The 19,816-nt window shown below is 61.2% G+C and carries 17 protein-coding genes; 6 read left to right on the top strand and 11 right to left on the bottom strand.

What is annotated here, in order from left to right; genetic code table 11:
- Nucleotides 1-7 precede the first annotated feature (7 nt).
- The 6 genes from ICY20_RS14895 (at nucleotide 8) to ICY20_RS14870 (ending at nucleotide 5,045) form a co-directional block, all read left to right on the top strand.
- Nucleotides 8-670, top strand: a complete 663-nt coding sequence (locus ICY20_RS14895; RefSeq protein WP_122488056.1) for an amino acid ABC transporter permease — start codon at nucleotides 8-10, stop codon at nucleotides 668-670.
- Nucleotides 667-1,449 carry an amino acid ABC transporter ATP-binding protein gene (locus tag ICY20_RS14890; RefSeq protein WP_159962415.1) on the top strand — a complete coding sequence of 261 codons (783 nt, stop codon included), beginning with the start codon at nucleotides 667-669 and terminating at the stop codon, nucleotides 1,447-1,449. The genes ICY20_RS14895 and ICY20_RS14890 overlap by 4 nt, the downstream gene beginning before the upstream one ends.
- Nucleotides 1,450-1,464: 15 nt before the next feature.
- The gene (locus tag ICY20_RS14885) at nucleotides 1,465-1,854 is read left to right on the top strand and encodes a RidA family protein (protein WP_078742925.1); all 390 of its coding nucleotides are present in this window, start codon (nucleotides 1,465-1,467) and stop codon (nucleotides 1,852-1,854) included.
- A 168-nt stretch (nucleotides 1,855-2,022) separates the two neighbouring features.
- Nucleotides 2,023-2,787, top strand: a complete 765-nt coding sequence (locus ICY20_RS14880; protein ID WP_194937831.1) for an IclR family transcriptional regulator — start codon at nucleotides 2,023-2,025, stop codon at nucleotides 2,785-2,787.
- A 9-nt stretch (nucleotides 2,788-2,796) separates the two neighbouring features.
- Nucleotides 2,797-4,005, top strand: a complete 1,209-nt coding sequence (locus ICY20_RS14875; RefSeq protein ID WP_194937830.1) for an amino acid deaminase — start codon at nucleotides 2,797-2,799, stop codon at nucleotides 4,003-4,005.
- A gap of 134 nt (nucleotides 4,006-4,139) precedes the next feature.
- Nucleotides 4,140-5,045, top strand: a complete 906-nt coding sequence (locus tag ICY20_RS14870; protein WP_194937829.1) for a sugar kinase — start codon at nucleotides 4,140-4,142, stop codon at nucleotides 5,043-5,045.
- A gap of 122 nt (nucleotides 5,046-5,167) precedes the next feature.
- Here the strand turns inward: ICY20_RS14870 and ICY20_RS14865 are convergent, their stop codons facing one another.
- The 11 genes from ICY20_RS14865 to ICY20_RS14815 all read right to left on the bottom strand — a co-directional run bounded on the left by ICY20_RS14865 (nucleotide 5,168) and on the right by ICY20_RS14815 (nucleotide 19,721).
- Entirely contained in the window at nucleotides 5,168-5,443 is a 276-nt protein-coding gene (locus ICY20_RS14865) for a peptidylprolyl isomerase (RefSeq protein ID WP_003174397.1), read from the bottom strand.
- A gap of 43 nt (nucleotides 5,444-5,486) precedes the next feature.
- Entirely contained in the window at nucleotides 5,487-7,607 is a 2,121-nt protein-coding gene (locus tag ICY20_RS14860; RefSeq protein WP_194937828.1) for a PAS domain-containing hybrid sensor histidine kinase/response regulator, read from the bottom strand.
- A 141-nt stretch (nucleotides 7,608-7,748) separates the two neighbouring features.
- Nucleotides 7,749-9,701 carry an acetoacetate--CoA ligase gene (locus tag ICY20_RS14855; protein WP_194937827.1) on the bottom strand — a complete coding sequence of 651 codons (1,953 nt, stop codon included), beginning with the start codon at nucleotides 9,699-9,701 and terminating at the stop codon, nucleotides 7,749-7,751.
- Nucleotides 9,702-9,799: 98 nt separating this feature from the next.
- Nucleotides 9,800-10,573, bottom strand: a complete 774-nt coding sequence (locus ICY20_RS14850; protein ID WP_194937826.1) for a 3-hydroxybutyrate dehydrogenase — start codon at nucleotides 10,571-10,573, stop codon at nucleotides 9,800-9,802.
- A gap of 7 nt (nucleotides 10,574-10,580) precedes the next feature.
- The gene (locus tag ICY20_RS14845) at nucleotides 10,581-11,972 is read right to left on the bottom strand and encodes a GntP family permease (RefSeq protein WP_194937825.1); all 1,392 of its coding nucleotides are present in this window, start codon (nucleotides 11,970-11,972) and stop codon (nucleotides 10,581-10,583) included.
- A 272-nt stretch (nucleotides 11,973-12,244) separates the two neighbouring features.
- The gene (locus tag ICY20_RS14840; RefSeq protein WP_194937824.1) at nucleotides 12,245-13,654 is read right to left on the bottom strand and encodes a sigma-54 interaction domain-containing protein; all 1,410 of its coding nucleotides are present in this window, start codon (nucleotides 13,652-13,654) and stop codon (nucleotides 12,245-12,247) included.
- A gap of 138 nt (nucleotides 13,655-13,792) precedes the next feature.
- The gene (locus tag ICY20_RS14835; protein ID WP_194937823.1) at nucleotides 13,793-15,364 is read right to left on the bottom strand and encodes an ABC transporter ATP-binding protein; all 1,572 of its coding nucleotides are present in this window, start codon (nucleotides 15,362-15,364) and stop codon (nucleotides 13,793-13,795) included.
- A 10-nt stretch (nucleotides 15,365-15,374) separates the two neighbouring features.
- On the bottom strand, nucleotides 15,375-16,397 hold the full coding sequence (locus ICY20_RS14830; RefSeq protein ID WP_194937822.1) for an ABC transporter permease: 1,023 nt from the start codon (nucleotides 16,395-16,397) through the stop codon (nucleotides 15,375-15,377).
- Nucleotides 16,397-17,461: a microcin C ABC transporter permease YejB gene (locus ICY20_RS14825; protein WP_159962405.1), complete on the bottom strand. Its 1,065-nt coding sequence runs from the start codon at nucleotides 17,459-17,461 to the stop codon at nucleotides 16,397-16,399. Before ICY20_RS14825 ends, ICY20_RS14830 begins: the two co-directional genes overlap by 1 nt.
- Nucleotides 17,461-19,308 (bottom strand): extracellular solute-binding protein, encoded by a 1,848-nt coding sequence (locus tag ICY20_RS14820; protein ID WP_194937821.1) that lies wholly within the window; start codon nucleotides 19,306-19,308, stop codon nucleotides 17,461-17,463. The genes ICY20_RS14825 and ICY20_RS14820 overlap by 1 nt, the downstream gene beginning before the upstream one ends.
- A 131-nt stretch (nucleotides 19,309-19,439) precedes the next feature.
- Nucleotides 19,440-19,721, bottom strand: a complete 282-nt coding sequence (locus tag ICY20_RS14815) for a peptidylprolyl isomerase (RefSeq protein WP_194937820.1) — start codon at nucleotides 19,719-19,721, stop codon at nucleotides 19,440-19,442.
- Nucleotides 19,722-19,816 lie beyond the last annotated feature (95 nt).

Genomic DNA, 19,816 nt, shown 5'->3' with positions numbered 1-19,816 from the left:
GGCTGTCATGTACGAGTCCCCAAGCTGGCTGCATGAGTTGTGGATCGCCCGGGACACCCTATGGGCGGGCTTTCAGGCCAGCGTTTATGTGTCTGCGCTGGCGATTATCTTCGGCACCCTGATCGGCATCGTCGCCGGGTTGGTGCTGACCTATGGCAAATTCTGGATGCGTGCACCGTTTCGCCTCTACGTGGATTTGATCCGCGGCACACCGGTGTTTGTGCTGGTGCTGGCGTGTTTCTACATGCTGCCGGCGCTCGGCTGGCAGATCACCGCGTTCCAAGCCGGTGCGGTCGGGTTGACGCTGTTTTGCGGCTCCCACGTATCGGAAATCGTGCGCGGCGCGCTGCAAGCCATTCCCCGTGGGCAGCTGGAAGCGGGCCGGGCCATTGGCCTGACGTTCTACCAGTCCTTGGGCTATGTGTTGCTGCCCCAGGCGCTGCGCCAAATATTGCCGACCTGGGTCAATTCCTCCACCGAAATCGTCAAGGCCTCGACGTTGCTCTCGGTGATCGGCGTGGCCGAGTTGCTGCTCAGTACCCAGCAAGTGATCGCGCGCACCTTCATGACTCTGGAGTTCTACCTGTTCGCCGGATTTTTGTTCTTTGTCATCAACTACGCCATCGAGTTATTCGGGCGCTACATTGAAAAGCGGGTGGCCTTGCCATGAACCAACCTCACACCAACCAACCGCTGCTGAATATTCGCGGCCTGCGTAAACAATATGGCGAGGTCGAAGTGCTCAAGGGCGTTGACCTGTCCATGCAGCGCGGCAACGTGGTCACGTTGATCGGCTCCAGCGGTTCGGGCAAGACTACGCTGCTGCGCTGCGTCAACCTGCTGGAAGAGTTCCAGGGTGGGCAAATCACCCTGGACGGCGAGTCCATCGGCTACAGCGAAGTCGCCGGCAAGCGCGTGCGTCATCCCGAGCGTGTGATCGCCCAGCACCGTGCGATGACGGGCATGGCGTTCCAGCAGTTCAATTTGTTTCCGCATCTGACGGCGTTGCAGAACGTCACCCTGGGCTTATTGAAAGTTAAGAAAATGCCTAAGGACGAGGCGGTCGCATTAGCGGAAAAATGGCTAGACCGTGTAGGACTGTTGGAGCGACGCAACCATTTCCCCGGCCAGCTTTCCGGCGGCCAGCAACAGCGTGTGGCGATTGCCCGCGCCATTGCCATGAACCCCAGCTTGATGCTGTTCGACGAAGTCACCTCGGCCCTCGACCCGGAGCTGGTGGGGGAAGTGCTCAGTGTGATCAAAGGCCTGGCGGAAGAGGGCATGACCATGTTGCTGGTCACCCACGAAATGCGTTTTGCCTATGAAGTCTCGGACAAAATCGTATTCATGAACCAAGGCCGTATTGAGGAGCAGGGCACCTCGAAGGATATTTTCGAGCGCCCGCAGTCGCCGCGCCTGGCGGAATTTTTGAAGAACATTCGTTTTTAATCAGGAGCCTATTTTATGAGCATTACACGTTACGGCACCGGCAGCACCGCCGGCGGCGGCCAGCCACGTCCTTTCGCCCGCGCGGTGGAAGCCGACGGCTGGCTCTACGTCTCGGGCCAAGTGCCAGCGGTGGACGGTGAAATCATCAACGGCGGCATCGTCGAGCAAACCCGCCAGACCATGCGCAACGTGGTGGCGATTCTTGAAGAAGCCGGCTACGAACTCAAAGACGTAGTGCGCGTGGGCGTCTGGCTGGAAGACCCACGGGACTTCTGGAGTTTCAACAAGGTCTTCGGCGAATACTTCACCCCCGAACACGCCCCGGCGCGCGCCTGTGTGCAGGCCAATATGATGGTGGACTGCAAGGTCGAGATCGATTGCGTGGCCTACAAGAAAAAAGGCTAAATGCCCCGATCTTAAAACCACTGAAGATCAAGTGTGGGAGGGGGCTTGCCCCCGATAGCGGTGTGTCAGCCAGCACCTCTATCACTGAACCACCGCCATCGGGGGCAAGCCCCCTCCCACAGTGGACCTCTGTTGTTAGCACTATTTCGAACAGGACCGACTACTGCCATGACCGAAGACACCATCAAACGCCGCGCCAAAGGCCTGGACCGGGCGTTCGATATCCTCGATTTTCTCAAGGAAGTCGGCCAGCCCCTGCGCCCGAATGATATCGCCAGCGGCATCGGCAGCCCCAAGTCCACGGTCTATGAATTGGTCGCGTCGTTGCTTGAGCGACGCATCCTGGAAACCGTGGGCAAGGACGGTCACGTCTACCTGGGGCGCCAGCTGTACTTTCTCGGCCAGGCCCATTTGCGGCATTTCGACCTGACCCGCGAGGCCGACCACGCTTTGCAGGAGATCGTCAGCCAAACCCACGAAACCGCGCAGATGTGCCTGCTCAACGGGCGTAAATACACGGTGGCGTTGATGCGCGAAGGGGAGCGGCATTTCCGTATCTCGTCGGATATCGGCGAAAACGCACCGATCCCCTGGACCGCTTCCGGGCGCCTGCTACTGGGGCACTTGAGCGACCAGCAGATCATCGACTTGATCGACCTCGACGACTTCATCCTGCCGGACGGCCAGCGCCTGCCACTGGACACCTTCCTGGCGCAAATCCGCCAGGCCACCCTCGATGGTTTCTTTTCCTTCGACAGCGTGGCCGACACCTTTACCCATTGCTTTGCCGCTCCCGTGCGGGACGCGCAGGGCATCAGCATTGCGACGTTGTGCATCGTCGCGCCGCGTGCCGATGCCATCAAACACTACAACGACTATCGCCGGGTGTTGATCGACAGCGCCAACAACCTGGCCCGTCGCATCAACGAATAGGAGCATTTCATGTCTGCCATCAATGCCGTTGAAAAGGGCGCCGCCGCCGTCGGTTCCCACCTGGTCCGTGACGTCAGCCTGCCAGCCCTGGTGCTGCACCGCGATGCACTGGAACACAACATTCGCTGGATGCAGGACTTTGTCAGCAGCAGCGGCGCGCAACTGGCGCCCCACGGCAAGACCAGCATGATGCCGGCGCTGTTTGAGCGTCAGATCGCTGCTGGCGCCTGGGGCATTACCCTGGCCAATGCCGTGCAGACCCGCGCCGCCTATGCCGGTGGCGTGCGTCGTGTGCTGATGGCCAACCAACTGGTGGGCGCGCCGAACATGGCGTTGATCGCCGACCTGTTGGCCGACAAGGATTTCGATTTTCACTGCATGGTCGACCACCCGGACAACGTGGCTGACCTGGGCCTGTTCTTCGCCGCCCGTGGCCTGCGCCTGAACGTGATGATCGAATACGGCGTGGTCGGGGGGCGTTGCGGTTGCCGCAGTGAGCACGAGGTGCGCGAGCTGGCCAAGGCGATCAAGGCCCAGCCAGCCCTGGCCCTTACCGGTATCGAAGGCTATGAAGGGGTGATCCACGGCGAACACGCCATCAGTGGCATCCGCGACTTTGCTGCCAGCCTGGTACGCTTGGCGGTCGACCTGCAAAACAACGGCTCTTTCGACTTGCCCAAGCCCATCGTCACGGCGTCGGGTTCGGCCTGGTACGACTTGATCGCCGAGTCGTTCGAAGCGCAAAACGCGGCGGGCCGCTTCCTGAGTGTGCTGCGCCCCGGCAGCTACGTGGCCCACGACCATGGCATCTACAAAGAAGCGCAATGTTGCGTGCTCGACCGTCGCAGCGACTTGAGTGAAGGCCTGCGCCCGGCGCTGGAAGTCTGGGCCCATGTGCAATCGCTGCCGGAGCCTGGCTTTGCGGTGATCGCCTTGGGCAAGCGCGACGTCGCCTATGACGCAGGTTTGCCGGTGCCGCTCAAACGCTACAAGGCTGGCATTGTGCCCGCCCAGGGCGATGATGTGACCGCGTGCAAGGTCACGGCGGTGATGGACCAGCATGCGTTTATGGTGGTGGCGCCAGGGGTTGAGTTGCGGATTGGCGACATCATTTCGTTTGGCACGTCCCACCCGTGCCTGACCTTTGATAAATGGCAGGTGGGTTGCCTGGTGGATGAGCAGTTGCAGGTGATCGAGAGTTTGCATACCTGCTTCTAGACCGAGTCGTTCCCATCGGGGGCAAGCCCCCTCCCACACTAGATTGGGTTCACATCTGTCTATTTGTGAATACAGTCAAATGTGGGAGGGGGCTTGCCCCCGATGAGGCCATCAGCCACACCAGAGATTCAGGCATGAACACCACCCCCCACATCGCCCTCATCGGCGAGTGCATGATCGAACTGCAATACCGCGCCAACGGCACTCTGCACCAAAGCTTCGGCGGCGATACCCTGAACACCGCGGTCTACCTGCGCCGTGAACTGGGCGATATCGGCCACGTCGACTACGTGACGGCGTTAGGCGATGACAGCTTCAGCGATGCCATGTGCCAGCAATGGGCCGACGAAGGCCTTGGCCTGTCCATGGTTCAGCGCCTGCCAGGGCGTTTGCCGGGGTTGTACTGCATCCAAACCGATGGCAACGGCGAGCGCAAATTCCTCTACTGGCGTAATGAAGCCGCCGTTCGCGATTGCTTCACCACGCCCGCCGCCGAACCCATCCTGGCCGCGTTGCCGGGTTACGACGTGGTGTATTTCAGTGGCATCACTCTCGCGGTGCTGGGGGCGGTGGGGCGTGAGCGCTTGCTGCAAGCACTGATTGAAACCCGCAAGCGCGGCGGCAAAGTGGTGTTCGACAACAACTACCGGCCGCGTTTGTGGGCCAGTGTCGAGGTGGCACAAGCGGCGTATCACATGGTATTGGCGCAGGTGGATATGGCCTTGCTGACCGAGGATGACGAATCGGCATTGTTTGGTTATGCCGACAGCGAGCAGGTGTTTGCCGCGTACCCGGCGATTGAGGAGGTGGTGCTCAAGCGTGGGGCGGATGCGTGTTTGATTCGCTATGCGGGTGAGCGGTTTTCGGTGCCGGCCGTGAAGGTTGAGAAAGTGGTGGATACCACGGCGGCGGGAGATTCGTTCAGTGCAGCGTATTTGGCGAGCCGGTTGAAGGGCGGGTCGCCGGAGCAGGCGGCGGTGGCGGGGCATGGGTTGGCGAGCCGGGTGATTCAGGTGCCTGGGGCTTTGATCCCTCGGTGAATGGCCGCCTGCGGCGGATCGCGGGCAAGCCCGACTCCCACAGTTGACGGAGTTTTTTTCTGAAGGAGCTTGGTCAACTGTGGGAGCTGGCTTGCCTGCGATAGCGGTCTTAAGTCAGCCAATCAGTCGCGGTAAAACACCTGCACTAAGTGATACCCAAACTTGCTCTTGATCGGCCCGTGAACCACCTTCACCGGCTTCTTGAAGATCACGGCATCAATCGCCCCCACCATCTGCCCTGGCCGCACTTCACCCAAATCGCCGCCGCGTTTGCCCGACGGGCACGTGGAGTACTTTTTGGCCAGCACATCAAAGGCTTCGCCCTTGGCAATGCGCTGCTTGAGTTGTTCGGCTTCTTCACTGGTTTTCACCAGGATATGACGGGCTTGGGCTTTCATTGATCTCTACCAGGTGTGCGACGGCGCGCGATTATGCCTGAACTCATTCGACGACGTTGATCATGCTGCGGATTTTAGTGGCCAGCAGGTCGATGGAAAACGGCTTGGCGATCATGTCCATGCCATCTTCAAGAAAGCCTTGGCGCTCGGCGGCTTTTTCCGCGTAACCGGTCATAAACAGCACCCGCAAGCCTGGGCGATGCTGGCGCGCGATCTCTGCCAGTTGCCGGCCATTCATGCCGGGCAGGCCGACGTCGGTCACCAGCAAGTCCACGCGCAAATCCGATTCGAGCAATGGCAATGCGGTGCGTGCATCAGCGGCCTGATGGGCGGTGTAGCCCAGCTCATCCAATACGTTGACCACCAGCATGCGCACCGCGGAATCGTCCTCAACCACGACCACGGCTTCACCCGCGAGGGCCACCGGGGCTTCGCTCAAGTTGGGAGGCAGGCTGCTTTCGAGCGCGGTGCCATACAGGCGCGGCAGGTAGAGGCGCACGCAGGTGCCCTGGCCCGGCTCGCTATGAATGGTCACGTGGCCGCCGGACTGTTGGGCAAACCCGTAGATCATCGACAGCCCCAGGCCAGTGCCCTGGCCGATGGGCTTGGTGGTGAAGAACGGGTCGAACGCCTTGGCCAGGATTTTGGGCGCCATGCCGGTGCCGTTGTCGCACACGCCAAGCATCACGTAGTCGCCGGCCTTCACCGGCTCCAGGGTGGTGATGTCGGTGCCGTCGAGGTAGCTGTTGGCGGTTTCGATCAACAGTTCGCCGCCGTCGGGCATGGCGTCGCGGGCGTTGATTACCAGGTTGAGCAGGGCGTTTTCCAGTTGGCTGGCGTCGGTATTCACTGGCCAGATGTCGTGGCCCAATTGCACCTTGAGGGCGATATGGGCGCCCTTGGTGCGGCGGAATAACTCCTCCAGGGACGCCACCAGTTGGTTAGGGTCCAGCGGGCGACGGTCCAGCGACTGGCGACGCGAAAACGCGAGTAACCGATGGGTGAGGGCGGCGGCGCGATGGGCTGAGGATACGGCCGCATCGGTAAAACGACCGATCTCATCACTGCGCCCGGCGGCAATGTAGCGCTGCATCAAATCCAGGCTGCCAATGATGCCGGTGAGCATATTGTTGAAATCGTGGGCAATGCCGCCCGTTAGCTGGCCCACGGCTTCCATCTTCTGCGCATGCCGTAGGGCGTCTTCGGCGCGCTCGCGCTCGAACATCTCGTTTTGCAGGCGCTGATTGGCTTCGGCCAGGGCCTGGGTGCGCTGGGCTACGCGTTCTTCCAGGTTTTCGTTGAGGTGGCGCAGGGCCTGTTCGGTGTCTTTACGCTCGGTAAGGTCCAGCGCCGCCCCCAGGAAGCGGGCCGGGCGGCCTTGATGGTCCTTGTAGCAGCGGCCCCGGGCAAACACCCAGCGCAGTGTGCCATCGGCTTGCAGCAGGCGGTATTCCTCGGCGTATTCGGTGCCGAAGGTGATGCAGTGCTTGATGCTGCGCGTCACCATGCCTCGGTCTTCGGGATGCACGCCTTGCAGGTAGTCGCTGATGGGCAGCACGCTGGCGTCACTGGGGTCGACGCCGTGCAGGTAGGCGAAGTGGGCGTCGGCGATAAAGCGGTCTTCACCGATATCCCAGTCCCAGGTGCCCACCGCGTCAGTTGCCGCCAATGCCAGCTGCAAGCGTTGCTCGGTGTTGTGCCGCGCCGTGCGCCGCTCGTTGGTCTCGATGGCGGTGACCAGGATACCGGCCACGCTGCCGGTTTCGTCGCGGATCGGGCTGTAGGTCAGGTCCAGCCAGATTTCGGTGTCGCGGTTGTTGCGTTGCAGGATGAAGCGCTGCTCGCTGAAGGTGCGCACCTGGCCGTCGAGCACCGCGTTGTAGATCGGTGCGGTAAAGCTTTCCAGTTCCGGCCAGGTCTGGTGCGCAGGCTGGCCCAAGGCCTCGGGGTGCTTGTTGCCCGCCAATGCCGCGAAGCCGTCGTTGTAGAGTTGGGTGAGTTGGCTGCCCCACAGCAACAGCATCGGCATGGGCGAGTGGATGACGATGTCCACGGCGGTGCGCAGGCTTTGCGGCCAATCATTGGCCTCACCGAGGGGGCTTTTGGCCCAGTCCAGCTGCGCAATCAATGCGCCAGCTTCGCTGACGGTGGATGTTCCATTCATGAAAAAGCCCTGAGCGTAACGCTTTGAAAGATGAAAACACCCATTATCCCGTGAGTCGGGAACGAGTGACTACCCCCGAAAAATAGCATGCATTGGGGTTTTGTCTTCAAATGAGTGCGTCAGGGCTGAAACCTTTCATCTTCAGGCCAGTTCGGGGCGGTTGCGAAACTCCTCCAGCGCTTGCGGGTTGGCCAGGGCGTCGGTGTTTTTTACCGGCTCGCCGTGCACCACGTTGCGCACCGCCAATTCGACGATCTTGCCGCTGATGGTGCGAGGGATATCGCTGACGGCGAGGATCTTGGCCGGCACATGGCGCGGTGTGGTGTTGGCGCGGATCACCTGGCGAATCTGCTGTTGCAGCGCCTCATCCAATTCAACCCCTTCGTCGAGGCGTACAAACAACACTACCCGCACGTCATCCTGCCAGCGTTGGCCGATGGCCAAGCTTTCCAGCACTTGCGGGACCTTTTCCACCTGGCGATAGATCTCGGCCGTGCCAATGCGCACGCCGCCGGGGTTGAGTACCGCGTCGGAGCGCCCGTGAATCAGCAGGCTGCCATTGGGGCGCTGCTCGGCGTAATCGCCTTGGGCCCATACGCCGGGGAACTGGCTGAAATACGAGGCGCGCAGCTTCTTGTGGTCGGGGTCGTTCCACAGGCCGATGGGCATCGCCGGAAAGTGCCGGGTGCATACCAACTCACCTTTTTCGCCAACCAGCGGCCGGCCCTGGTCGTCCCACACCTCGATGGCCATTGCCAGGCTCTTGCACTGCATTTCGCCACGTCGCACTGGCAATACCGGGTTGCCGATCACAAAGCAGGAGACAATGTCAGTGCCTCCGGACATGGACGACAGGCACAGCTCGCCCTTGATCTCACGGTAGACGTAGTCGTAGCTCTGGGGCGACAGCGGCGAGCCGGTGGAAATCAGCCCCTTGAGGCTGCCCAGGTCATGGCTCAGGCGCGGTTGCAGCCCGGCTTTTTCCAGGGTAGCGAGGAACTTGGGGCTGGTGCCGAATACGCTGATGTTTTCGGCGTCGATCAGGTCGATCAAGCGCTCCGGCCCCGGATGAAAAGGCGAGCCGTCATACAGCACCACCGTGGCGCCGATGGCCAAGACCGACACCAGCCAGTTCCACATCATCCAGCCACAGGTGGTGTAGTAGAACAGGCAGTCATCCCGCGACAGGTCGGCATGCAGGCCGTGTTCCTTGAGGTGCGTGAGCAGCACACCGCCGGTGCCGTGGATGATGCACTTGGGTACGCCCGTGGTGCCGCTGGAATAGAGGATATACAGCGGGTGATCGAACGGCACTGCAACGAATTCGGGTTCGCCGCCGGGTTGGTAGGTGTCGTTCCACAGCGCCACATTCGCCGGGGTCTGATAGTCCGAGACCCGTGCCTGAGGCTTGGCGTAGGGCACGATGATCAGTTGCTCCAGGGACGGCAGGCGTTCGAGGATCTCATTGAGCTTGGCCGTCTGGTCGATCTCTTTACCGCCATACCGGTAACCGGCGCACGTGATCAGCACCTTGGGTTCGATCTGGCCGAAACGGTCGATCACCCCTTGGGTGCCGAAGTCTGGCGACGAGCACGACCAGATCGCCCCCAGGCTAGTGGTGGCGAGCATGCCCACCAGGGTTTGCCAGGTGTTGGGCATGCAGGCGGCTACGCGGTCGCCCTGGGTCACGCCAGCGGCGCGCAGGCTGTTTTGCAGGCCGGCGACGTGGGCGGCCAGTTCGGCGTAGGTCAGTTGTTCGCGCTGGCCGTCCTCGCTGATGGCCACCACGGCGGGGTGATCATCACGGCGGCGCAGCAGGTGTTCGGCAAAATTCAGGGTGGCGCCTGGGAACCACTGGGCGCTGGGCATTTCGATGCCTTCGATCAGCACCGCGCGAGGCGGGCTGCGAAATTGCACGTCAAAAAAGCTGACGATGGCCTGCCAGAAGTCGGGGCGCTGGTCGATGCTCCACTGGTGCAGGGCGGGGTAGTCAGCGAGTTGCAGGGTGTAGCGGTCGTTGATGTAGCGGCGGAACTGGTCCATGCGCGTGGCGGCGATGCGTTCCGGGGAGGGTTGCCAGAGGATGTCGGACATAAGCACGTCTCTTTTTATGTATTGAGCCTTCCAAACAACACAGGGCCAATGTGGGAGGGGGCTTGCCCCCTCCCACATTTGGATCTTCAGTGTCTGAGTTATTGGGCCAGCCAGCCGCCGTCAATGTTCCACGCGGCGCCGCGCACTTGGCTGCCGGCTTCGCTGCAAAGGAACAACACCAACTCCCCCAACTGCGGCGGCGTCACAAACTCCAGCGACGGCTGCTTCTCCGCCAACAAATCATGCTGCGCCTGCTGCGGGCTCACACCCTTGGCGGCGCGGTCATCAATCTGCTTCTGCACCAGCGGCGTCAGCACCCAGCCGGGGCAAATCGCATTGCAGGTCACATTGCTGGTAGCCGTCTCCAGGCCTACCACCTTGGTCAACCCGATCACCCCATGCTTGGCGGCCACATACGCTGCCTTGCCCACCGACCCCACCTGCCCATGCACCGAGGCAATATTCACGATGCGCCCCCAGTCCTTGGCCTTCATGCCCGGCAAACTCAAGCGCGTGCTGTGGAACACCGACGACAGATTGATAGCAATAATCGAGTCCCAACGCTCGGCGGGGAAGTCTTCCACCGCCGCCACATGCTGGATACCCGCGTTGTTTACCAGAATATCCACGCCGCCGAACTCACGCTCGGCGTAGGTGATCATGTCGGCGATCTGCGCCGGGTCGCTGACGTCGGCCGGGTGATGGCCGACCTTGCCGCCAAACGCCTGCACCTGGGCGATCACCGCGCTGGCGTCGCCGAAGCCGTTGAGGATCAGATTCGCGCCGGCCTTGGCCAGGCTCAAGGCGATCCCCAGGCCGATGCCGCTGGTGGAGCCGGTAACCAGGGCGGTCTTGCCGTTCAATGTCGTCATACAAACCTCACACAATGCCGGTGGCGTAGAAAGTACCGATCACCACGAACACCGCGAGGGTCTTGATGATCGTGATGCCAAAAATGTCCTTGTAGGCTTCACGGTGGGTCAGGCCGGTAACCGCGAGCAAGGTAATCACCGCGCCGTTGTGGGGCAGGGTGTCCATGCCGCCGCTGGCCATGGCCGCAACCCGGTGCAGCACTTCAAGGGGAATATTGGCCGCATGGGCCGCCGAAATAAAGCTCTCGGACATGGCCGCCAGGGCGATGCTCATGCCACCCGACGCAGAACCGGTGATACCGGCCAGCAGCGTTACGGTGATCGCTTCGTTGACCAGCGGGTTGGGGATGCCCTTGAGCCAGTCAGCCAGCACCAGAAAGCCTGGCAGCGACGCGATGACTGCACCAAAGCCGTATTCCGAGGCGGTATTCATCGCCGCGAGCAACGCGCCGCTCACAGCGCTTTTGCTGCCTTCGGCCAGCTTGCTCTTGATGGCCGACCAGCCAAATACCAGCACCATCACAATGCCCACCAACAACGCCGCCTGCACCGCCCAGATCGCGGTGAGCTTGGCGATTTCGGTGGTTACCGGTGCGCTCATGCCTGGCAGGGCGAGGCTGTGGGTCTTGCCATACCACTGGGGGATCCAGTGGGTGAACAGCAGGTTCATCACCCCGACCAAAATCAGCGGCGACAGGGCGACCCATGGGTTGGGCAGCGCCAGGTTTTCTGCGGTCTCAGGCTCATTGCGCAGTTCAGTGCCATAGCCTTCGCCAGCACGCTGGGCCTTATTGCGTTGGCGCGCCAGGTAGAGCATGCCAGCGCAGAACACAAAGATCGTGCCGATCAAACCCAGCCACGGCGCAGCCCAAGCGGTGGTGTTGAAGAAAGTGCTGGGGATGATGTTCTGGATCTGCGGCGTGCCGGGCAGGGCGTCCATGGTGAACGAGAACGCACCCAGGGCGATGGTCGCCGGGATCAAACGCTTGGGGATATTGCTTTGGCGAAACATCTCCGCCGCGAACGGGTACACCGCAAACACCACCACAAACAGCGACACGCCGCCGTAAGTGAGCAGGGCGCACACCAACACAATCACCAGCATCGCCTGGCGCGTGCCGAGCAAACGGATCGCGGCAGAAACGATAGAGCGCGAGAAACCCGACAGCTCGATCAGCTTGCCGAACACCGCACCGAGCAGGAATACCGGGAAATACAGCTTGATGAAGCCAACCATTTTCTCCATGAACACCCCGGTAAAGGCAGGGGCGACGGCGGAAGGGTCGGTAAGCAGGACTGCGCCGAGGGCGGCGATGGGGGCAAACAGGATAACGCTATAGCCACGGTAGGCAGCCAGCATCAGCAGCGCCAGGGCTGCCAGGGCAATGATCACACTCATGGTGTGTCTCCATCAGATTGTTATTTTTGTGGGGTGGTGCGGTGGGGAGAGGCTATAGCTAAATATGTGCCAAACATCTAAGTGATTGATATATATGGATAATTTTAAAATGGTGTTGAAGGCTGTCTCTATCTTGAGAAAAGTGATGAGCAAATGTGGGAGGGGGCTTGCCCCGATGAGGGACTGTCAGTTATCAAATCTGCTAGCTGACACACTGCCATCGGGGGAAAGCCCCTCCCACATTGGATTGTCTTGAATTTGAGAGTGGCGTCTCAATATGGAGACTGGGCGATGCCCAGGGCCACCATCTTCTTGTACAACGTCGACCGCCCAAGCCCCAACCGCTTGGCCGCCTCCACCACATTCCCCCCGCAGGCCGCCAACGCCGCCGCGATGATCTGCCGATCGAACCGCTCCCGCGCCGCGCTGAAGTTTTCGCCTTCTACCGCCGTCACAGCATTGCGCTCGACGGGAGTAAAGGTGCCAATCGCCGCACGAATCTCCCGAGCATCCAACACCAAGTCATCACTCAACAACGCCGCCCGCTCCAGCACATTGCGCAGCTCACGGATATTGCCCGGCCACGCATGCTGGGCCAGCAATGCCAGGGCCTCACGGTCGAGCTCATGCTGGCTGCGCAACTCCTCCAAAATCGCCTCGCTCAACGCCGGGATATCTTCCAAGCGCTCACGCAAGGGCGGCACCTGGATCGGCAGCACGTTCAGCCGGTAATACAAATCGGCACGGAATTCACCGCGTTTGATCGCCGCCTCCAGGTCCATGGACGTGGCCGCGATCACCCGTACATCGCTGTGCAGCATCTCGTTGGAGCCTACGGGCTCGAATTCCTTTTCCTGCAATACCCGCAGCAATTTGCTTTGCAACGGCAGGGGCATGTCGCCGATTTCATCGAGAAACAGCGTGCCGCCCTGGGCAATCTGGAACTTGCCGGGGCGGCCCTTGCGGTCGGCGCCGGTAAACGCGCCCGGCGCGGTGCCGAAGAACTCGGCTTCCAGCAGGTCGGCGGGAATTGCAGCGCTATTCACGCTGACAAATGCCTTATGTGCTCGGGGTGACGCGCCGTGAATCGCCTGAGCCAGCAACTCCTTGCCGGTGCCGGTTTCGCCCAGCAGCAACACCGGCGACTCGGCGCTGGCACTGCGCCGTGCGCGACGTTTGACTTCGAGGCTGGCTGCGCTGGTGCCGATAAAGTGCGCGAAGTTGTATTTGCTCTGGCGTGAGCGCAGTAACGAGCGGGTCGAAGCCAGCTCCTGCTGCATGCTCAGGTAGCGCTCGATCAACGGCGACAGGTTGCGCAGCTCATCAAACAGCGCAAAGCCGATGGCGCCGATCACCGTGCCGGCATCGTTGTGGATCGGCAGGCGCATCACCACCAACGGGCCTTTGGGGGTGTCCTGAATGTCCAGCAAGATCGGCTGGTCATTGCGTACAACCTGACGCAGCAGGCTGTTGGAAATCACCTGCTCACAGGGTTGGCCGATGGCTTCGTCGGCGCTCTTGAGGCCGAAGCGCTTGGCGTAGCGCTCGTTCATCCACACGATATTGGCGTCGCGATCGACAATCACCGTGCCTTCGCTGGACTGTTCGATGATCTCGAATAGCGACTGGATGGCCAGGCCGCGAACCTGTTGGTAGTCCTTGAGGCTTTCGGTGATGTTCATAGGTATGCCGTCAACGCAAATGGGGAGTAGGACGCGATCCTGTGGGAGCTGGTTTGCCTGCGATGGCGGTGTATCAGTACCGATATGTCGACTGACACGCCGCCATCGCAGGCAAGCCAGCTCCCACAGGGGACGCGTTTACAGGGGGATGTGGGCTGCGGCCAGCAGTTCTTTGGTATAGGCATGCTGCGGGGCTTCAAACACGTCGTGACTTGCGCCAGCCTCCACCACCTTGCCGTCCTTGATCACGATCATATCGTGAGCCATGGCCCGCACCACCGCCAGGTCATGGCTGATAAACAGGTAGGTCAGGCCGTATTTTTCTTGCAGCTCACGCAGCAGCGCCACCACTTGTTTCTGCACCGTACGGTCCAGGGCCGACGTAGGTTCGTCCAGCAGCATCAGCGCCGGTTTGAGTACCAGGGCGCGGGCGATGGCAATACGTTGGCGCTGCCCACCGGAAAATTCATGGGGGTAGCGGTGCCGGCTCGCGGGGTCGAGGCCCACGTCCTTGAGCACCTGCACCACCTGCGCATCGCGATCGGCCAGGCTGCACGGCGCGTGCACTTCCAGGCCTTCGCTGATGATCTGCTCCACGGTCATGCGCGGGCTGAGGCTGCCGTAGGGGTCTTGGAACACCACCTGCATCTGCTTGCGCCAAGGGCGCATCTGCTGATGATTCAGCGGGTCGAGGGCCTGACCCTGGAAGCGGATGCTGCCGGTGGAATCCAGCAAGCGCAGAATCGCCTGGCCCAAGGTGGACTTGCCCGAGCCAGATTCGCCGACAATCCCCAGGGTCTTGCCGCGTTGTACGCTGAGGCTGATGCCATCGACCGCGCGCAGGTAAGTCTTGCGTCGAAACAAGCCGCCGCCGAGGGGGAATTGCACGCTCAGGTCGTCGACCTGCAACACCGTTTCGCGTTCGTCACTGCACAGTGCATCGCCTGCGGGCTCTGCATCGAGCAGCAGGCGGCTATAGGGGTGTTGTGGCGCGGTGAACAAGGTCTCGCAGTCGGCGTGCTCGACAATCTGGCCTTCGCGCATCACGCACACGCGCTGGGCAATGCTGCGCACCAGGTTGAGGTCATGGCTGATCAGCAGCAGCGACATGCCCAAACGTTGTTGCAGCGATTTGAGCAGCAGCAGGATCTTGCGCTGCACCGTCACGTCCAGGGCGGTCGTGGGTTCGTCGGCGATCAGCAATTCGGGTTCACAGGCCAGGGCCATGGCGATCATCACCCGCTGGCGTTGCCCACCGGAAAGCTGATGGGGGTAGGCTTTAAGCCGCTCTCGGGGTTTCTGGATGCCCACCAGTTCCAGCAGTTCGAGGATGCGCGCCTGCGCCGCCTTGCCGCCCAGCCCTTTGTGCAGCAGCAGGGTTTCGCCGATCTGCTTTTCGATGCTGTGCAACGGGTTCAGGGAGGTCATCGGCTCCTGGAAGATCATTGCTATGCGGTTGCCGCGCAGTTTTTGCAAGGTGGTGGTCGACGCGCCAACCAGCTCCTGGCCGCGATACTTGACCGAACCGCTGGTTTCAGTGCCGGCCTCGGGCAGCAATTGCAGAATCGAGTGGGCCGTCACCGACTTGCCCGAGCCTGACTCGCCCACTAAGGCCAGGCACTCGCCGGGGCGTACGTCCAGGCACAAGTTGCGCACCACGGTCTGGCCGCTGAAGGCGACACTGAGGTCGCGGATTTCGATCAGGTTCATCTGCAATCACTCATGAACGTGGGTCGAAGGCATCACGTAATGCCTCGCCGATAAAGACCAGCAGCGACAGGATCAGCGCCAAGGTGAAAAACGCCGTCAACCCCAGCCACGGGGCTTGCAGGTTCTGCTTGCCCTGGGCGATCAACTCTCCCAGGGACGCGCTGCCCGCCGGCATGCCGAAGCCGAGGAAGTCCAGGGCACTCAAGGTGGAGATGGCGCCGGTCAAAATGAACGGCAGGTAGCTCAACGTCGCAGTCATGGCATTGGGCAGAATGTGGCGGCGGATGATCTTGCCATCCCCCAACCCCAACGCCCGTGCGGCCTTGACGTATTCCAGGTTGCGCCCGCGCAGGAACTCGGCGCGCACCACGTCCACCAGGGCCAGCCAGGAAAACAGCGCCATGATCCCCAGCAGCCACCAAAAGTTGGGCTCGACAAAGCCTGACAGGATGATCAGCAAATACAGCACCGGCAGCCCCGACCACACTTCCAGCACGCGCTGGCCGATCAGGTCGACCCAACCGCCGTAATAGCCCTGCAATGCCCCGGCCGCTATGCCAATGGCTGCGCTGATGGCGGTGAGCGCCAAGGCAAACAGGATCGACACCCGAGCGCCGAAGATCACCCGGGCCAACACGTCCCGCGACTGGTCATCGGTGCCCAGCCAGTTCACCGCCGAGGGCGGGCTGGGGGCAGGGCGGGTGAGTTCGTAGTTGGGGGTGTCGTCGCTGAACGGTATCGGCGGGAACAGCATCCAGCCGCCGTCCTGCTTGATGAGCTTTTGCACGTAGTCACTGCGGTAATCCGCTTGGAACGGCAGCTGGCCGCCGAACGCTTGCTCGGTGTAGCGCTTGAACACCGGGAAATACAGCTCGTTCTTGAAGCTCAAGACCAGCGGCTTGTCATTGGCGATCAACTCACCGCCCAACGTCAGCAGAAACAGGCCGATAAACAGCCACAGCGACCACCAGCCACGGCGGTTCTTCTTGAAGCGCTCGAAACGTCGACGCGCCACAGGAGACAAATCAAGCATCAGGCGTTCCTCGCGGCGAAGTCGATACGCGGGTCCACCAGGGTGTAGCAGAGGTCACCGATCAGTTTTATCAAGAGGCCGAACAACGTGAAGATAAACAGGGAGCCGAATACCACCGGGTAATCTCGGGACACGGCGGCTTCGTAACTCATGCGGCCCAGGCCGTCGAGGGAGAAGATCACCTCGATAAGCAAGGAACCGGCGAAGAACACCGCGATAAACGCTTGGGGAATGCCGGAGATCACCAGCAGCATGGCGTTGCGGAACACATGGCCGTACAGCACGCGCCGTTCGCTCAGGCCTTTAGCGCGAGCGGTGACCACGTATTGGCGGGTGATTTCATTGAGAAACGAGTTCTTGGTAAGGATGGTCAAGGTGGCGAAGCCGCCGATCACCAGCGACGTCACCGGCAACACAAGGTGCCAGAAGTAATCGGCGATCTTGCCGACAGTGCTCAGCTCCTCGAAGTTTTCCGACACCAACCCGCGCACCGGGAACCAGTTCAGCGAGGTGCCACCGGCAAACACCACGATCAGAAACATCGCAAACAGAAACGCCGGCATTGCATAGCCGATGACGATGGCGGTGCTGCTCCACACGTCAAAGCTGCTGCCGTGGCGTACGGCTTTGCGAATGCCCAAGGGGATCGAGACGAGGTAGGTAATCAACGTGGCCCATAGGCCGAGGGAAATAGTGACAGGCATTTTTTCCAGGATCAGGTCGATCACCGTCTTGCCGCGAAAGAAGCTGTTGCCGAAATCCAGCTGGGCGTAGCTCTTGAGCATCAGCCACAGGCGTTCCGGCGCAGGCTTGTCGAAGCCGTACTGTTTTTCGATGTCCTTGATCAGCTTCGGGTCCAGGCCACGGCTGGCGCGGGAGCCGCTGCTGACGCTGTCACCGGATGACCCGCCGACAGCGCCGCTGCCGCCGATGCCTTGCAGGTGGGCGATGGCTTGTTCCACTGGGCCGCCCGGTGCCGCTTGGACGATGACGAAATTCACCAGCAGGATGATCACCAGTGTTGGAATGATCAGCAGCAGGCGCCGCACGATATAAGCAAACATCAGTGGCTCCCTGCGCGTTGTTTCATCTGTTCGTTGGTCAGCGGCGTGGGGCTGATTTCCCACCAGGTTTCCAGCGCTTCATCGTTCTTCGCCTCGATGGCCGGGCGACCAAAGCGGTTCCACCACGCGGCAGAAGTGCCCGGCGGGTAGTAGTTGGGAATCCACAGGTAATTCCATTGCAGCACCCGGTCCAGCGCGTGGGCGTAGGTGAGCATCTGGGCCTGGCTATCGGCCTTGACCAGCCCCTTGATCAGGCTGTCGACGGCCGGGTCTTTGAGCACCATGTAGTTGTTGGCACCGGGGTCGAACGCGGCGGCGGAGCCGAAGTAGTTGTACAGCTCCATGCCGGGTGAGGTGGTGACTGGAAAGCCGGTGACGATCATGTCGTAGTCCCGCGCCATCACCCGGTTCACGTACTGGGAGGAGTCGATACGCCGGATATTGAGGGTGATGCCGATCTGCGCAAGGTTGCGTTTGTACGGTAACAACAGGCGCTCCATGCCGCTTTGGGCATTGAGGAAGGTGAACTCCAGCGCCTCACCCTCGGCGTTGACCAGCTTGTCGCCTTTGGGCATCCAGCCGGCTTCTTCCAGCAGGCCGAGCGCTTGCAGTTGCTTGTCGCGGATCATGCCGCTGCCGTCGGTGACCGGGGCCTTGAAGACCTGGGTGAATACTTCGTCAGGAATCTGCCCGCGCAACGGTTCGAGGATTTCAAGTTCTGCCTGGGTGGGCAGTTGTGTGGCCGCCAATGGGCTATTGGAGAAGAAGCTCTGCTGGCGGATGTACATATTGCGCATCATCTGCCGGTTGGCCCATTCGAAGTCCCACAGCATCGCCAGCGCCTGGCGCACGCGGCGGTCCTTGAATAGCGGCTTTTGCACGTTGAACACGTAGCCTTGGGAGGCCTGGGACATTTCCTTGGCCAGGTGCGCGCGTTGCAGGCGACCATCGTCGAGGGCCGGGCCGTTGTAGCCGATGGAGTAGCCGGTGGCGGAAAACTCACGGTTGAAGTCGTAGGCACCGCCGCGCAGCACTTGGCGCGCCACCTCGGTGTCGCCGAAGTATTCCAGGCTCAGGTGGTCGAAGTTGTACAGGCCACGGCTGACGGGCAGGTCTTTGCCCCACCAGTCGGGGTCGCGGGTAAAGGTGATGGTGCTGCCGGAGTCGATTTTGCTGACCTTGTAAGGGCCGCTACCCAGCGGGGCCTCGTAGCCGCCGCCGTTGGCGAAGTCGCGGGTTTTCCACCAGTGCTCGGGGAAGACGGGCAGGGTGGCGATGTCCAGAGGCAGGGTGCGGTTCTCGTTGCTGGAGAAATCGAAGCGTACCTGGCGCTCGCCTTCGACTTCGACGTGTTTCACATCGGCAAACAGAGTACGAAAGCGTAGGCTGCCCTGGGTCATCAGCAGGTCGAAGCTGTAGCGCACGTCTTCGGCGGTGATGGGCTTGCCGTCGGCAAAACGCGCCTTGGGGTTGAGGTAGAAGCGCAGCGACAGGCCGTCTTCGGCGCGCTCCATCTTCTCGGCTACCAGCCCATAGACCGTGTAGGGCTCATCCAGCGAGCGCAGGGCCAGGGGTGCATACAGCCAGCCGTCGACCTGGGACACGCCGATGCCTTTGTCGATATAGGGCAGCACATGGTCGAAACGCCCGATCTCGATCGCCGAACGCTTGAGGGTGCCTCCCTTGGGGGCCTTGGGGTTGGCATAGTCGAAATGGGTGAAACCAGCGCGGTACTTGGCCGGTTCGCCGTACACCGTCAGAGATGCCTGGGGCGCCGCGATCACGGCGGTGCTGGCCAGCAGCAGGGCCAGGGTCGAGCTAAACAGGGTAGAAAAAGCCAGTCGCATTAATCAGCCTTGAACGCCGCGTGTAAAAGAATAGGGGTTTGTACGCTAACGGCATCAGCCTCGCCAGTCATCACATGCACAACGGCCCACCAAAAGGCGGGCCGTTGTTTAAGGCATCAGCACAGACTGAATCAGTCCTGGCGGCTGGTGACTTCCAGCAGGTGGAAGCCGAACTGGGTTTTCACCGGGCCTTGCACGGTGTTGACCGGGGCGCTGAAGACGACGGTGTCGAATTCTTTAACCATCTGGCCTGGGCCGAACGAACCCAGGTTGCCGCCGTCGCGGCTGGAAGGGCAGCTGGAGTTGGCTTTGGCGATTTCTGCGAAATCGGCGCCGCCTTCGATCTGGGTCTTGAGTTCGTTGCACTTGTCTTCAGTGGAAACCAGGATGTGACGGGCGGTGGCTTTGGCCATGGGGAATAACTCCTTGAATAAAAAGGGTGAGCCTACCGGATTCAGGCGGTTATTTCCTGGCAAAGTTCCGTTGGCTACGCGGGCTCTGGTTTAAA

The sequence above is a fragment of the Pseudomonas pisciculturae genome (assembly GCF_015461805.1).
GTDB lineage: Bacteria > Pseudomonadota > Gammaproteobacteria > Pseudomonadales > Pseudomonadaceae > Aquipseudomonas > Aquipseudomonas pisciculturae.
Note: the sequence above shows the minus strand (reverse complement) of the source record. Positions and strands in the feature narration are given on the sequence as shown.

What these genes read in the sequence shown, in the direction of transcription:
- ICY20_RS14895 (WP_122488056.1), top strand. Translation starts at nt 8, where the DNA reads ATGTACGAGTCCCCAAGCTGGCTGCATGAGTTGTGGATCGCCCGGGAC.
- ICY20_RS14890 (WP_159962415.1), top strand. Translation starts at nt 667, where the DNA reads ATGAACCAACCTCACACCAACCAACCGCTGCTGAATATTCGCGGCCTG.
- ICY20_RS14885 (WP_078742925.1), top strand. Translation starts at nt 1,465, where the DNA reads ATGAGCATTACACGTTACGGCACCGGCAGCACCGCCGGCGGCGGCCAG.
- ICY20_RS14880 (WP_194937831.1), top strand. Translation starts at nt 2,023, where the DNA reads ATGACCGAAGACACCATCAAACGCCGCGCCAAAGGCCTGGACCGGGCG.
- ICY20_RS14875 (WP_194937830.1), top strand. Translation starts at nt 2,797, where the DNA reads ATGTCTGCCATCAATGCCGTTGAAAAGGGCGCCGCCGCCGTCGGTTCC.
- ICY20_RS14870 (WP_194937829.1), top strand. Translation starts at nt 4,140, where the DNA reads ATGAACACCACCCCCCACATCGCCCTCATCGGCGAGTGCATGATCGAA.
- ICY20_RS14865 (WP_003174397.1), bottom strand. Translation starts at nt 5,443, where the DNA reads ATGAAAGCCCAAGCCCGTCATATCCTGGTGAAAACCAGTGAAGAAGCC.
- ICY20_RS14860 (WP_194937828.1), bottom strand. Translation starts at nt 7,607, where the DNA reads ATGAATGGAACATCCACCGTCAGCGAAGCTGGCGCATTGATTGCGCAG.
- ICY20_RS14855 (WP_194937827.1), bottom strand. Translation starts at nt 9,701, where the DNA reads ATGTCCGACATCCTCTGGCAACCCTCCCCGGAACGCATCGCCGCCACG.
- ICY20_RS14850 (WP_194937826.1), bottom strand. Translation starts at nt 10,573, where the DNA reads ATGACGACATTGAACGGCAAGACCGCCCTGGTTACCGGCTCCACCAGC.
- ICY20_RS14845 (WP_194937825.1), bottom strand. Translation starts at nt 11,972, where the DNA reads ATGAGTGTGATCATTGCCCTGGCAGCCCTGGCGCTGCTGATGCTGGCT.
- ICY20_RS14840 (WP_194937824.1), bottom strand. Translation starts at nt 13,654, where the DNA reads ATGAACATCACCGAAAGCCTCAAGGACTACCAACAGGTTCGCGGCCTG.
- ICY20_RS14835 (WP_194937823.1), bottom strand. Translation starts at nt 15,364, where the DNA reads ATGAACCTGATCGAAATCCGCGACCTCAGTGTCGCCTTCAGCGGCCAG.
- ICY20_RS14830 (WP_194937822.1), bottom strand. Translation starts at nt 16,397, where the DNA reads ATGCTTGATTTGTCTCCTGTGGCGCGTCGACGTTTCGAGCGCTTCAAG.
- ICY20_RS14825 (WP_159962405.1), bottom strand. Translation starts at nt 17,461, where the DNA reads ATGTTTGCTTATATCGTGCGGCGCCTGCTGCTGATCATTCCAACACTG.
- ICY20_RS14820 (WP_194937821.1), bottom strand. Translation starts at nt 19,308, where the DNA reads ATGCGACTGGCTTTTTCTACCCTGTTTAGCTCGACCCTGGCCCTGCTG.
- ICY20_RS14815 (WP_194937820.1), bottom strand. Translation starts at nt 19,721, where the DNA reads ATGGCCAAAGCCACCGCCCGTCACATCCTGGTTTCCACTGAAGACAAG.